Here is an 11,728-nt window from a genome sequence, read left to right on the forward strand (position 1 = left end):
ACCGTGACCCAGACTTGCCGTCACAAAGAGCGCGACACGTTCTTTTGAACCGCGAGCACACTGTGTCACTTTAATTTTGCTGCCGGCGTTCTATCTTCCGGCGCAACCAAAATCGAGGAACACGATCGATGAAATTGACCTGGTACGGACATTCCGCCTTCCGCGTCGAGACATCAGGCGCGAACATCCTGATCGACCCCTATCTCGTCGGCAATCCGTCATGGACGAGCGGCTGGGAGGGGCCGGCGGAAGGCGTCACCCATGTGCTTCTGACCCACGGCCACAGTGATCATGTCAGCGGCGCGGTGGAGGTGCTGAAGAAGAGCGGCGCCCAGCTGGTCGCCAATTACGAGATCTGCATGTACCTGGTCGGCAAGGGCGTCGACGGCAAGAAGATCAATCCCGGCAATCATGGCGGCACCGTCGATTGCGGTGCCTTCACCACCACATTCGTGCAGGCACTGCATTCCTCGTCGTTTGGGCTCGATGGCGGCCAGAACGTCTACCTCGGCAATCCCAACGGGCTGGTCCTGCATTTCCCGGAGGACAAGACGCTCTACCATATGGGCGACACCGACATCTTCTCCGATATGGCGCTGATCGAGGAATTGCATGAGCCGAAGATCGGCCTCGTGCCGGTCGGCGACCGCTTCACCATGGGCGGCGCGGTGGCGGCCCTGGCCTGCCGGCGCTTCTTCCACTTCGACACCGTCGTGCCATGCCACTTCGGCACCTTCCCGATCATCGACGCGACGGCGGAGAAGTTCGTGGCCGGCCTCGAAGGATCAGGTGTCGACGTAGCCTTGCCAGCCATCGGCCAAACGATCACACTATAGAGCGATCGTTGAAACGATCCCTTGTCGCAAAGGGGAATTAAACCATGGGTTTGAGAGAGACTCTTTGCGTTTCGATGCTGGTCGCTGCGTCGCCCGCATCCGCCGCCGAGGACTTCATCAAGGGCGTTTACCTCCAGACCCAGGAGCTTTGCGCGCAAGCCAAAAAGGACACGCTGCAGACGCTGATTGACACCGGCAATGTCATCTTGTCGGCGGACGGCCTGCAAAGCGTCGAGTATAATTGCGAGTTTGTCCAGGTCACCAAGGCGACGCGCTCGCCGAGCTGGGCGGTCACTGCCATCTGCCAGGAGCCGGGCTTTCTCTTTCCCGATATACTGTCGATCACGCAGATGAACGCGACCCAAATCGACATCGTCTCGGTGCGCCCGACCGCCGACGAAGGCGAGCAGGCCGGCAATGGCGGCAGCTATTATCTGTGCGAGGGTGTATCGCTGCCCTAGGCTGAAATGCCGCCCTGGCATGAACGGGCTCTATCCCCAAGCACGATCGATGTTGCGCGGCACGCGCCACGCCGCTATAGCGCGATCTGGTTTTCCCAAAGGCTAAAGACATGTCCGTTGATCTGCAAACTGTGAAGCGCGTCGCGCGTCTCGCCCGCATTGCGGTGAGCGAGGAGGATGCCGAGCGCATGACCGGCGAGCTGAACGCCATTCTGGGCTTTGTCGAGCAGCTGAACGAGGTCGATGTCTCCGGCGTCGAGCCGATGACATCGGTGACGCCGATGGAGATGAAGAAGCGCCAAGACATCGTCACCGACGGCAACAAGGCCGCCGATATCGTCGCCAATGCGCCGGCCACTGACGAGAATTTCTTCCTCGTGCCGAAGGTCGTGGAGTAGGCGGCCGATGGCAATCGAGATCGCCATCGAAACGCCGCTGCAGGACGATGTCCGCGCTTTGGTCGAGGAGCTCAACGCGGCTCTGCTCGAACTGACGCCGCCGGAGCATTGCTACCATCTGACGGTCGAGCAGATGGCTGGCGACGACACCACCGTCTTTATCGCCCGCGACGACGGGCAAGCCATCGGCTGCGGCGCGCTGAAGCGCCATGATGCCCGCGTCGGTGAGGTCAAGCGTATGTACACGCGGCCTTCGCATCGGGGCAGGAAGATCGGCGCCAAGATCGTCGAACATGTCGAAACGCTGGCGCGCAGCGAAGGGCTGAAGCGTCTGGTGCTGGAAACCGGCGACCGCCATCCCGCCGCCTGGACCGTCTACGAACGCGCCGGCTTCTCGCGCTGCGGGCCGGTGCTGGATTATCCCGATTCCGAGTGGTCGGTGTTTTACGAAAAGAGCCTTTGATGAGCGAACTGACCCATCTGACGATTTCGCAGGCGCGCGCCAAGCTGCGCGCCAAGGAGATTTCGGCCGTCGAAATCACCGAGGCCTATCTCGGTGCCATCGAGCGCGCCAATCCGGTGCTCAATGCCTACATCGTCGTCACCGGCGACAAGGCGCGCGATATGGCCAAAGCTTCCGACGCCAGGCTCGCCAAGGGCCATGGCGGTGCGCTGGAAGGCATCCCGCTCGGCATCAAGGACCTGTTCGGCACCGAAGGTATCCACACCCAGGCCTGCAGCCATGTGCTGGACGGCTTCAAGCCGCGCTACGAATCGACCGTCACCGCCAATCTGTGGGCAGACGGCGCCGTCATGCTGGGCAAGCTTAACATGGACGAGTTCGCCATGGGCTCGTCCAACGAGACCTCCTATTACGGCCCTGTCGTCAATCCATGGCGGCGTTCGCGCCTCGACACGGTGGTGATGCCGACCACGCATCAGGGCGATGGCGGTTTCGTTTCGGCCGGCGGCACCAAGACCGCGCGCACGCTGGACAATGCCCAACTGGTGCCGGGGGGCTCGTCGGGGGGCTCGGCTTCCGCCGTCTCGGCTTTCCTGTGCGCCGGCGCCACCGCCACCGACACCGGCGGCTCGATCCGCCAGCCAGCCGCCTTCACCGGCACCGTCGGCATCAAGCCGACCTATGGCCGCTGCTCGCGCTGGGGCATCGTCGCCTTCGCTTCGTCGCTCGATCAGGCCGGCCCGATCGCCCGGGACGTGCGCGATGCCGCGATCATGCTGAAGTCCATGGCCTCGGTCGACGCCAAGGACACCACTTCCGTCGACCGGCCGGTGCCGGATTACGAGGCGGCGATCGGCAAACCGATCAGGGGCATGAAGGTCGGCATTCCCCGGGAATACCGCGTCGACGGCATGCCGGAAGAGATCGAGGCGCTGTGGCAGAAGGGCATTGCCTGGCTCAGGGATGCCGGCGCCGAGATCGTCGACATTTCGCTGCCGCACACCAAATATGCTTTGCCGGCTTATTATATCGTAGCGCCTGCCGAAGCATCGTCCAATCTGGCGCGCTATGACGGCGTCCGCTATGGCCTGCGCGTGCCGGGCCAGGACATTGTCGACATGTACGAAAAGACCCGAGCCGCCGGGTTCGGTCGAGAGGTCAAGCGTCGCATCATGATCGGCACCTATGTGCTGTCGGCAGGCTATTACGATGCCTACTATCTGCAGGCGCAGAAGGTGCGCAATTTGATCAAGCGCGACTTCGAGACGGTTTTTGCCGACGGCGTCGACGTCATCCTGACGCCGGCGACGCCGTCGGCCGCCTTCGGCATCGCTGACGAGGACATGGCCGCCGATCCGGTGAAAATGTACCTCAACGACATTTTCACGGTGACCGTGAACATGGCCGGACTGCCGGGCATTGCTGTGCCTGCCGGCCTCGATGCCAAGGGCCTGCCGCTCGGCCTGCAGCTGATTGGCCGTCCCTTCGACGAGGAAACCCTGTTCCAGACAGCCGCCGTCATCGAGCAGGCGGCGGGAACCTTCCAGCCGGAGAAGTGGTGGTAGCATGCCGCCTCCGTCTCGCATTTCCATCGTCGAGACGGGAAACGAACTGCTGATCACGAACCCGCCACGCACCTCGGATTTCAGGACAGTCTTTGTCCTGATCGGGGCCGCGATCGTCGCCTACACCGGCTACATGGGATTGACGGATATGTCGTCCGCAACGCTCACCAGCGGCACGCTCGGCCTGCTGTCCTTCGTGGCGGTCATTGCCCTCTTCACCTATTTCCTGGGCAAGGATTTCATCTGGCGGGTGTTCGGCAGGGAAACCCTGCGGCTGACCGACACTGCAGCCGTGCGCTCGGTGAGGGGTTCCTTGCGAAATCGGTGGTCACTGCCTTTGAAAGGGCATCTTAGGGTCGAAATCCTCGACCATACCTATCCCACGGACGAAGTGGGACTGTCGGAAGTCATCAGCTTAACCAACGCGAACGGCGTCCTTGTTTTCGGCAGGGAGTTAAGCCGCCTCGAAGCGGAAGCGGTAGCGAGTGCGGTCGAGCACTTCACCGGCCGTCACAATTTGAGCTGGAGATAGGCAGGCAATGTTCTTCTATCTCTCCAAGGTATTCTGGTTCTTCGTCCAACCACTCAACCTGGCGATCTTCCTGCTGCTTGCCGGCTTGCTCGCGGCGCTGATCGGCCGCCGGCGATTGGCGGCGACGGGCAGTGTGTTCGCCTTCCTGATTCTGGCGCTGTCGGCCTGGACGTCGCTTGGCGCCATGATGCTCAATCCGCTCGAAGAGCGCTTCCCAAAGCCGCCGCTGCCGCGGAAGGTCGACGGCATTGTCGTGCTCGGCGGCGGCTTCGAGGGCGCCATCAACTTGGCGCGCGGCGGCTATGAGCTGAATTCCGGCGGCGACCGCATGGTCGAGGCGGCGATCCTTGCCCGGCGCTTTCCCGAGGCGAAAGTGGTTATCTCGGGCGGCACCGGTGAACTGTTCATCGATGGCGAGGGGGATGCGGCCACCGCGCCGCGGCTGCTCGGTGCGCTTGGCGTCGACGCCGATCGCCTGATGCTCGAGAGCAAATCCCGCAACACCTATGAGAATGCCGTCTTCACCAAGGAACTGGTAACGCCGAAATCGGGCGAAACCTGGCTGCTGGTGACCTCCGCCTTCCACATGCCGCGCGCCAAGGCGCTGTTCGACAAGGCCGGCTTTCACACGGTCCCGTGGCCGGTCGACTATCGCACCTCGGGCAAGGAAGGCTTTGGCCTGTTTCGCGACAACGCACCCGATTCGCTGCAGACCACGACCGTGGCGATCCGCGAGTGGATCGGGCTCGCCGCCTATTGGCTGTCGGGCCGGATCGACCAGCTTTTCCCCGGCCCGGGCGGCTGACCGATCACGGCTTGCCTTGCGGCGGAAAAGAACTGACGCCGCACCAGCACTGCCAGTAGCAGCAGCGTCGACAGCACGAACACGATCGGGTCGACGAACCAGCCGAGATAGCCGATCGAGAAGAACACCGCGCGCAGGCCTGAATTGAAATGCTTGCCGGCCAGCATGTTCATGCGCGCCGCGCGCCACACCGCCGTTTCGCTGACCGGGTTGCGTGACGCCTCGCCATAGGGGATCGGCACCGCGCCGATCAGGATCGTGCAGTAGTTGAAGAGACGGTAGGCCCAGCCGAACTTGAAGAAGGCGAAGGCCAGGATCAGCACCAGGCCAAAGACCTTGATCTGAAAGGCGGAGCGCGATGAGGTCGCGTTCAACGGCAGGTCGTTCAGCACGGCAAGGACCTGATCCGAGGCGCCAAGCAGCGCGAAACAGCCACCGAGCGCAATCAGCGAACTGGAGGCGAAAAAGGCGGTGCCTTGCTGCAGGCCGCTCATGATGGCGGTGTCGACGATGCGGATTTCGCGCTCGGCCATGGTGCGCATCCAGGCCTCGCGCTGCACGTTCATGGCCATCGTCAACGACACCCGGCTGACCAGTCTGCCGTCGGACGCCAGCGTATGCAGCAACCATGCGAGCAGGAAGAAAGCCAGCGCCGCCAGATCAGCCGTCGACAGATGGAAGGAATCGCCCATGCCGCCTTTTACCACAGGCAAAGCGGTCAGTTCGATGCTCCAATGCATGCGCCCAGAGGTGAGCTGCGGTTCTGGGACAACGACATGCATTGAAACAAGAACTTAAAGCGCGTCGCATGAATCCGTTTCAGCGCGACACGCTTTCAGCCGGTGATGTCGCTGCCGGAGCAAACAAGGTCGGCAGGTGCAGCGCCGCAATCCGCAAAACAGCACAAACATCATGGAAAGTCCTATATGTAGGTCTTGATCCCATTCCCGGAGACGGCGCAGCGTGTTTCTTTCGGTTTTCGACCTGTTCAAGATCGGCGTCGGACCGTCGAGTTCGCACACGATGGGACCGATGACAGCGGCGCGGCGGTTTCTCGACGAGATCGCCGGAGACGACTGGCCGCGCCCGGCCGGCGCGAAAGTTGATCGTCTGGGCGCCAGCCTGCACGGTTCGCTCGCCTATACCGGTATCGGCCATGGCTCGGATCGCGCCGTTGTCCTCGGCCTTGCTGGCCTGACACCGCAGACGGTCGATCCCGATCAGGCCGAAGGCATCGCCACGCGCATCGCCGCCGAGAAGCGGATATCGCCACACGGCCATCCCTCCTATCGCTTCGACCCGGCGACGGATCTGGTGCTCGACCGCAAGACGCCGCTCACCGGCCACGCCAACGGCATGGCTTTCTACGCTTACGATGCCGGCGACCGGCTGCTGCTCAAGCGCATCTATTATTCCATCGGCGGCGGCTTCGTGGTGTCCGAGGAAGAGCTGCAGCGGATGAAGGTCAAGGGCTCGGTGACCACAGAAGGCAAGAAGGTGCCCTATCCCTTCAAGAACGCCGTCGAGATGCTGAAGATGGCAGGCAAAAGCGGCCTGTCTATCGCCGACATGAAGCGCGTCAATGAAGAGACGCATATGTCGCGCGAGGAGCTCGACAGCGGCCTTGATGCGATCTGGGGCGCCATGAAGGGCTGCATCGACCGCGGCCTGTCGCAGGACGGCATCATGCCGGGCGGGCTGAAAGTGCGCCGTCGTGCCCGCATGCTGCACGACAAGCTGCAGGAGCAATGGCAGCAGAACAAGCCCAACCCTTTGCTGGCCAATGACTGGCTGTCGATCTACGCCATGGCGGTGAACGAAGAGAACGCCGCCGGTGGACGCGTCGTCACCGCGCCGACCAATGGCGCGGCCGGCACATTGCCGGCGGTGCTGCGTTACTGGCTGCATTTCCACCCCGAGGCCGACCAGCCGAGCATCCGCGACTTCCTGCTCACGGCGGCCGCCGTCGGCGGCATCATCAAGACCAATGCCTCGATCTCCGGCGCCGAAGTCGGCTGCCAGGGCGAGGTCGGCTCGGCCTCGGCGATGGCTGCCGCGGGTCTCTGCGCCGTCATGGGCGGCACGCCCGAGCAGGTCGAGAACGCCGCCGAAATCGCGCTCGAACATCATCTCGGCATGACTTGCGATCCGGTCGGCGGTCTGGTCCAGGTGCCTTGCATCGAGCGCAATGCGCTCGGCGCCGTCAAGGCGGTCACCGCCGCCTCTCTGGCGATCAAAGGCGACGGCGTCCATTTCGTGCCGCTCGACGCCGCGATCGAAACAATGCGCCAGACGGGCCTCGACATGAACGAGAAGTACAAGGAAACCAGCCTTGGTGGGCTCGCCGTCAATGTCGTGGAATGCTGACCGCGCAACGCCACTGGCACTGTGGAGAAGTCGGGCAGGGCCGTTGACGCAATCGCGCGCCGGACTAAACCTTAAGCGATGGCACTCAATCTCCTAAAACTGTGCGTCGGTTGCGACAGCGTCGAGGACCTCGAAGAATGGATCGCCTTCCGCCTCGATGAGCGCCGCCGCGCCGGCGAACCCGCCGAGCACTGGCACACAACCCGCATGGTGCCGACGCGCGGCGCCGAGGTCACCGATGGCGGTTCGCTTTATTGGGTGATCAAGGGCAGCGTGCAATGCCGCCAGCTGATCACTGATATCAGGCCCTTCACCGACGACGAAGGCATCGGCCGTTGCCGCCTGATGCTCGACCTCGACGTGGTGCGCACCGACTGGCAGCCGCGCCGCGCCTTCCAGGGCTGGCGTTATCTCAAACCGTCGGATGCGCCCGCAGATATCGGCAAGGGCAAGGCCGGAATGGTCGAGATGCCGCCAAAACTGAAGCGCGAGCTCGCCGATCTGGGCTTGCTGTAGAGCCAAGGGCGCGGCCGCTTCTCCCAGAGCGTCGAGCGCTGGCCCTTCATCTTGTCCAAGGCTGGACTTGCAAGGGGGCCGACAACGCCACATCTTGCTTCCTATGAGCGACAAGAAGCAGCGCGTGCCCGCCAGGGCCGATCCTGCGCCGGTCAAGCCTCAATCCAATGCCGGCGAGATCGACGCCTTTATCCGTCAGGCCCGGACGCTTGCCGCGTCCGCGACCGGCTCCGGGCGGCTGATCCTTGCGCTCGACGCCACGATGAGCCGCCAGCCGACCTGGGATCTCGCCACCAAGCTGCAGGGCGAAATGTTCGACGCCGTCGGCAAGGCCGGAACTCTCAGCGTCCAACTGGCCTATTTTCGCGGGTTGGGCGAGTGCCGCTCGTCGGCTTTTGTCGCCGACACCAATGCCCTGAAGCAGCTGATGACGCGGATCGACTGCCGTGCCGGCCACACCCAGATCGGCAAGGTGCTGGCGCATGCGCTGAAGGAAACGGCGGCGGCCAAGGTCAACGCTCTGGTCTATATCGGCGACGCCATGGAAGAGGATATCGACGACCTGGCGCAGAGGGCCGGCAGCCTCGGTCTGCACGGCGTTCCCGTCTTCGTCTTCCAGGAAGGCCATGATCCCGGCGCAGAAAAGGCGTTCAAGGAGATTGCGCGGCTGTCCAAAGGGGCTTGGTTCCGATTTGATCGGCGGGCTGCCGCGACCTTGGCCGGGCTGCTTTCAGCGGTCGCCGTCTATGCGACGGGTGGATTGAAGGCGCTCGAGGCAAGGGACAGGCCGGGAGACCGGCTGCTGATCGAGCATCTCAGGGGCGGCGGGAATTGATGGGCGCTATCATTGCACTTGTTGCACTGTTTCTGGTGCTGCTCGGGGCGGCGACGATCTTTGTCCGCGCCGATGCGCAAAAACTGGCAAGCGGCATGCGCACGCTCGGGCCGGTGCTTCTGGCGCTGGTCGGGCTCGCCGTGCTGGTGGTCGGGCGCGAAGGCATTGCCGGCCTCATTCTGGCCGCGGCCCTTGCCTGGTACGGTTCGGTGCGAATGAAGCAGCCGTCGGTCGGGCCGGCGCCCGGCAAGCGCTCGACGGTGCGGACCGCCGCACTGGAAATGGAGCTTGATCACGATACGGGCGGGCTTGAAGGCCTGGTTCTGGCCGGCCGCCATGAAGGCAAGATGCTGGGCGCGATGGGCCTGGCCGAGCTGCAGCAGCTTTACCGCGAACTCCCCGGCGACCCGGAGAGCCGCCAGCTCCTAGAGACGTATCTTGACGGCCGTTTTCCCGTCTGGCGCAAAGACGCTGAGGCGAACGGTGGCGAAGGGCTGGGTGTTGCGCCAGGTGCGGGCGCCATGACTAAGGAGGAGGCCTACAAGATCCTTGGTCTTGAAGCGGGGGCCGCCGCGGCGGATGTCCGCAAGGCGCACCGCCGCCTGATGCAGCGCCTGCACCCCGACATCGGCGGCACGTCTTTCCTGGCGGCGCGGATCAACGAAGCCAAGGACGTCTTGCTCTCCAATCACAACTAGTCTCCTTCGACGCAGTAAATTTCCGGGAGATGGTTCCGCCGCCCTACTGTTGGACTGCGTAGCAGGCGATTTTCTTTTTCTTCAGGGCATTGCAGGCGTTCCAGGCCGCGTCCTTCGAGCGGAAGCCGCCGAACCGGGCGCGGTAATAGGTCTCGCCATCCTTCTCGAAGGCGACGGTGAAACCGGAAGCAGCCGCAAGAACCTTGGGCGCCTGCTTGGCGGTCTTGTCGAGGAAAGCCTGGGCTTCGGACTGCTTGGGCGACGACGCCACCTGCACCGCCCAACCAGCCGGCACCGAGGCCGTGTTGACCGGGTCGACCGCCTGTGGGGATGCAGGCGTGGGTTCGGCGTAGGCAGCCACAATCTGCGCAGTTTCGACCTTCGGCGCCGTCACGATGACGGTCTTGACCTTCCTGGTCTTGACGGCGGGGGCGGGCTCTTCGACCGCGGCCACCGTCTGTTCGTCGGCAGACTGCCCTTCAGCAGACTGCTCGTCAGCGGATGTCGGATCGTCATTGGACGCTACGGCATCGTCGTCAACCATCGGCTTGTCATCCGGCGTCGGCGCGTCATGCTTGGGCAGGAAGACCTTGGCCAGCGCCTTGACCGGATTGTCGCCGCCGGCCTTGGCGACCAGTGCGCCGCCGCCGCGGGTCGATGCGCGCGGCATGTAGGCGTTGATCAGGCCGGCCATCTGGTTGTCGCGGCTGCGCCCCGAAGTGCCGCCCATGACGACGGCGACGAGGCGGCGGTTGCCATCCGAAACCGACGAGACCAGGTTGAAGCCGGAGGCGCGGGTATAGCCGGTCTTGATGCCGTCGACGCCCTTGATGCGGCCGAGCAGGCGGTTGTGGCCATTGATGCGCTGGCGGCCGTAAAGGAAGGAGCGCTGCGAGAAATAGCCGTAATACTGCGGATAATGTTCCCTGAGCGCTATGCCAAGCATCGCCATGTCGTGGGCGGTTGTGAACTGGCCGGGATCGGGCAGGCCGTTGGCATTGCGAAACACGGTGCCGTCCATGCCGAGCGCGCGCGCCTTGGCGGTCATCATGCGGGCGAAATTGCTTTCGCTGCCGCCGAGCAGTTCGCCGAGCGCGGTCGCCGAATCATTGGCCGACTTGGTCACCATCGACAGGATGGCGGTCTCGACCGAAACCGCTCCGCCCGCCTTGACGCCGAGCTTGGTCGGCGGTTCGGCCGCCGCTTTGGCCGAGAACGGCACGGGCGTGTTCCTGCTGATCCGGCCCTTCGCCATGGCCTCGAAGGTCAGATAGAGCGTCATCATCTTGGTCAGCGACGCCGGGTAGCGCCGGCCGTTGGCGTCGGAGGAATAAAGTACCTTGCCGGTCTTGGCGTCGACGACGATCGCCGAAGACCTGGCGGCCATCGAGGACGCGGCATCCGCAACGACAAATGACATCGCCAAAGCGAGGATCATGATCGTTTTGAGGGAAGATGCGGATTTTGAACCGAAGACCGACAACGCCTGACGCACTGATAGTTCCTTTGAAACTCATTGCCATGGAGGCGGCAAAGGGATCCGACCTCACTTGTCGTCAAACTATCGCGGCCAGCGTTACCAATCCGTTTATGGTAACCGGCGCGTTCACCATTTTCCTCGGGCTTGAGCCTTTCTTTATTCGAATTTTAGCTGTTGCCGGCGCAGCGCGGCCTGATGCCGCTGAAATCTTGACTTTTGTGCAGCGCACAATATATTCTCGTGCATTGCACAACCGCGCTCAGGCAAGGGCGCTTCAAAACGCCAAGGGAAACGTCAAATGACCCAGACCTACGAGGACTTCTCGAAATACGGCAAGGAGTTTGCCGATACCGGATTGAAGAGCTTCACCTCGCTCTCCAAGGGCGCGCAGGCGATCGCCACGGAAGCTGGCGAATACACCAAGAAGAGCTTCGAAGCCGGCAGCGCCGCGGTCGAAAAGCTGTTCTCCGCCAAGTCGCTGGAAAAGGCGGTCGAGATCCAGTCCGACTTCGCCAAGCAGAGCTATGAGAGCTTCGTTGCCGAGGCGACCAAGTTCGGCGATCTCTATGCCGATCTCGCCAAGGAGGCTTACAAGCCCTTCGAATCGATTGTCGCCAAGGCGAAGTAATTTCGCTCGAGAATACCAGGCACGGCCTTTCGGGCTTGCAGAACAGACCCGGTCGCGGATGCGCGGCCGGGTTTTTTCATGCCGGATTCAATTCCGGGGCTTTGGCGGTTCACGATTTTGAAAATCGCCTCGGTTTGCCCACCT

15 protein-coding genes are annotated in these 11,728 nt (G+C 63.1%); 13 read left to right on the forward strand and 2 right to left on the reverse strand.

Features of this window, described 5'->3' with window-relative positions; translation table 11 throughout:
• Window positions 1-128: 128 nt before the first annotated feature.
• From X726_RS150030 to X726_RS150000, 7 genes are all read left to right on the forward strand, one after another.
• The gene (locus X726_RS150030; RefSeq protein ID WP_023670997.1) at window positions 129-836 is read left to right on the forward strand and encodes a metal-dependent hydrolase; all 708 of its coding nucleotides are present in this window, start codon (window positions 129-131) and stop codon (window positions 834-836) included.
• A 44-nt stretch (window positions 837-880) separates the two neighbouring features.
• On the forward strand, window positions 881-1,297 hold the full coding sequence (locus X726_RS150025; protein ID WP_023670998.1) for a hypothetical protein: 417 nt from the start codon (window positions 881-883) through the stop codon (window positions 1,295-1,297).
• 110 nt (window positions 1,298-1,407) lie between these two features.
• Window positions 1,408-1,695 carry an Asp-tRNA(Asn)/Glu-tRNA(Gln) amidotransferase subunit GatC gene (gene gatC / locus X726_RS150020; RefSeq protein ID WP_023670999.1) on the forward strand — a complete coding sequence of 96 codons (288 nt, stop codon included), beginning with the start codon at window positions 1,408-1,410 and terminating at the stop codon, window positions 1,693-1,695.
• 7 nt (window positions 1,696-1,702) lie between these two features.
• Window positions 1,703-2,158 carry a GNAT family N-acetyltransferase gene (locus tag X726_RS150015; protein WP_023671000.1) on the forward strand — a complete coding sequence of 152 codons (456 nt, stop codon included), beginning with the start codon at window positions 1,703-1,705 and terminating at the stop codon, window positions 2,156-2,158.
• Window positions 2,158-3,723: an amidase family protein gene (locus X726_RS150010; RefSeq protein WP_023671001.1), complete on the forward strand. Its 1,566-nt coding sequence runs from the start codon at window positions 2,158-2,160 to the stop codon at window positions 3,721-3,723. Before X726_RS150015 ends, X726_RS150010 begins: the two co-directional genes overlap by 1 nt.
• A 1-nt stretch (window position 3,724) precedes the next feature.
• Window positions 3,725-4,255, forward strand: a complete 531-nt coding sequence (locus tag X726_RS150005) for a hypothetical protein (protein ID WP_023671002.1) — start codon at window positions 3,725-3,727, stop codon at window positions 4,253-4,255.
• Between the two features lie 7 nt (window positions 4,256-4,262).
• Complete coding sequence (locus X726_RS150000; RefSeq protein ID WP_023671003.1) at window positions 4,263-5,060, forward strand: YdcF family protein; 798 nt, start codon at window positions 4,263-4,265, stop codon at window positions 5,058-5,060.
• Here the strand turns inward: X726_RS150000 and X726_RS149995 are convergent.
• Window positions 5,009-5,752, reverse strand: a complete 744-nt coding sequence (locus X726_RS149995) for a DUF599 domain-containing protein (protein WP_023671004.1) — start codon at window positions 5,750-5,752, stop codon at window positions 5,009-5,011. The genes X726_RS150000 and X726_RS149995 overlap by 52 nt on opposite strands.
• Before the next feature lie 271 nt (window positions 5,753-6,023).
• On the opposite strand from X726_RS149995, the gene X726_RS149990 reads away from it, so the two are divergent.
• From X726_RS149990 to X726_RS149975, 4 genes are all read left to right on the forward strand, one after another.
• Window positions 6,024-7,427, forward strand: coding sequence for an L-serine ammonia-lyase (locus X726_RS149990; RefSeq protein WP_023671005.1), 1,404 nt, complete (start codon window positions 6,024-6,026; stop codon window positions 7,425-7,427).
• 78 nt (window positions 7,428-7,505) lie between these two features.
• The gene (locus X726_RS149985; protein WP_023671006.1) at window positions 7,506-7,943 is read left to right on the forward strand and encodes a DUF1489 family protein; all 438 of its coding nucleotides are present in this window, start codon (window positions 7,506-7,508) and stop codon (window positions 7,941-7,943) included.
• A gap of 103 nt (window positions 7,944-8,046) precedes the next feature.
• On the forward strand, window positions 8,047-8,778 hold the full coding sequence (locus tag X726_RS149980; RefSeq protein WP_023671007.1) for a hypothetical protein: 732 nt from the start codon (window positions 8,047-8,049) through the stop codon (window positions 8,776-8,778).
• Window positions 8,778-9,476 (forward strand): DnaJ domain-containing protein, encoded by a 699-nt coding sequence (locus X726_RS149975; RefSeq protein WP_023671008.1) that lies wholly within the window; start codon window positions 8,778-8,780, stop codon window positions 9,474-9,476. The genes X726_RS149980 and X726_RS149975 overlap by 1 nt, the downstream gene beginning before the upstream one ends.
• Before the next feature lie 43 nt (window positions 9,477-9,519).
• Here the strand turns inward: X726_RS149975 and X726_RS149970 are convergent, their stop codons facing one another.
• Window positions 9,520-10,971 (reverse strand): D-alanyl-D-alanine carboxypeptidase, encoded by a 1,452-nt coding sequence (locus tag X726_RS149970; protein WP_023671009.1) that lies wholly within the window; start codon window positions 10,969-10,971, stop codon window positions 9,520-9,522.
• An 11-nt stretch (window positions 10,972-10,982) separates the two neighbouring features.
• Between X726_RS149970 and X726_RS149965 the strand changes: the two genes are divergently transcribed.
• Window positions 10,983-11,258, forward strand: coding sequence for a hypothetical protein (locus tag X726_RS149965; protein ID WP_155927172.1), 276 nt, complete (start codon window positions 10,983-10,985; stop codon window positions 11,256-11,258).
• On the forward strand, window positions 11,255-11,584 hold the full coding sequence (locus X726_RS149960) for a phasin family protein (RefSeq protein WP_023671011.1): 330 nt from the start codon (window positions 11,255-11,257) through the stop codon (window positions 11,582-11,584). The genes X726_RS149965 and X726_RS149960 overlap by 4 nt, the downstream gene beginning before the upstream one ends.
• Window positions 11,585-11,728: the final 144 nt, after the last annotated feature.

Source organism: Mesorhizobium sp. LSJC285A00, from assembly GCF_000503155.1.
GTDB lineage: Bacteria > Pseudomonadota > Alphaproteobacteria > Rhizobiales > Rhizobiaceae > Mesorhizobium.

Excerpts from the sequence above, each read along its gene's own strand:
- X726_RS150030 (WP_023670997.1), top strand. The coding sequence starts at position 129 with ATGAAATTGACCTGGTACGGACATTCCGCCTTCCGCGTCGAGACATCA.
- X726_RS150025 (WP_023670998.1), top strand. The coding sequence starts at position 881 with ATGGGTTTGAGAGAGACTCTTTGCGTTTCGATGCTGGTCGCTGCGTCG.
- gatC (WP_023670999.1), top strand. The coding sequence starts at position 1,408 with ATGTCCGTTGATCTGCAAACTGTGAAGCGCGTCGCGCGTCTCGCCCGC.
- X726_RS150015 (WP_023671000.1), top strand. The coding sequence starts at position 1,703 with ATGGCAATCGAGATCGCCATCGAAACGCCGCTGCAGGACGATGTCCGC.
- X726_RS150010 (WP_023671001.1), top strand. The coding sequence starts at position 2,158 with ATGAGCGAACTGACCCATCTGACGATTTCGCAGGCGCGCGCCAAGCTG.
- X726_RS150005 (WP_023671002.1), top strand. The coding sequence starts at position 3,725 with ATGCCGCCTCCGTCTCGCATTTCCATCGTCGAGACGGGAAACGAACTG.
- X726_RS150000 (WP_023671003.1), top strand. The coding sequence starts at position 4,263 with ATGTTCTTCTATCTCTCCAAGGTATTCTGGTTCTTCGTCCAACCACTC.
- X726_RS149995 (WP_023671004.1), bottom strand. The coding sequence starts at position 5,752 with ATGGGCGATTCCTTCCATCTGTCGACGGCTGATCTGGCGGCGCTGGCT.
- X726_RS149985 (WP_023671006.1), top strand. The coding sequence starts at position 7,506 with ATGGCACTCAATCTCCTAAAACTGTGCGTCGGTTGCGACAGCGTCGAG.
- X726_RS149980 (WP_023671007.1), top strand. The coding sequence starts at position 8,047 with ATGAGCGACAAGAAGCAGCGCGTGCCCGCCAGGGCCGATCCTGCGCCG.
- X726_RS149975 (WP_023671008.1), top strand. The coding sequence starts at position 8,778 with ATGGGCGCTATCATTGCACTTGTTGCACTGTTTCTGGTGCTGCTCGGG.
- X726_RS149960 (WP_023671011.1), top strand. The coding sequence starts at position 11,255 with ATGACCCAGACCTACGAGGACTTCTCGAAATACGGCAAGGAGTTTGCC.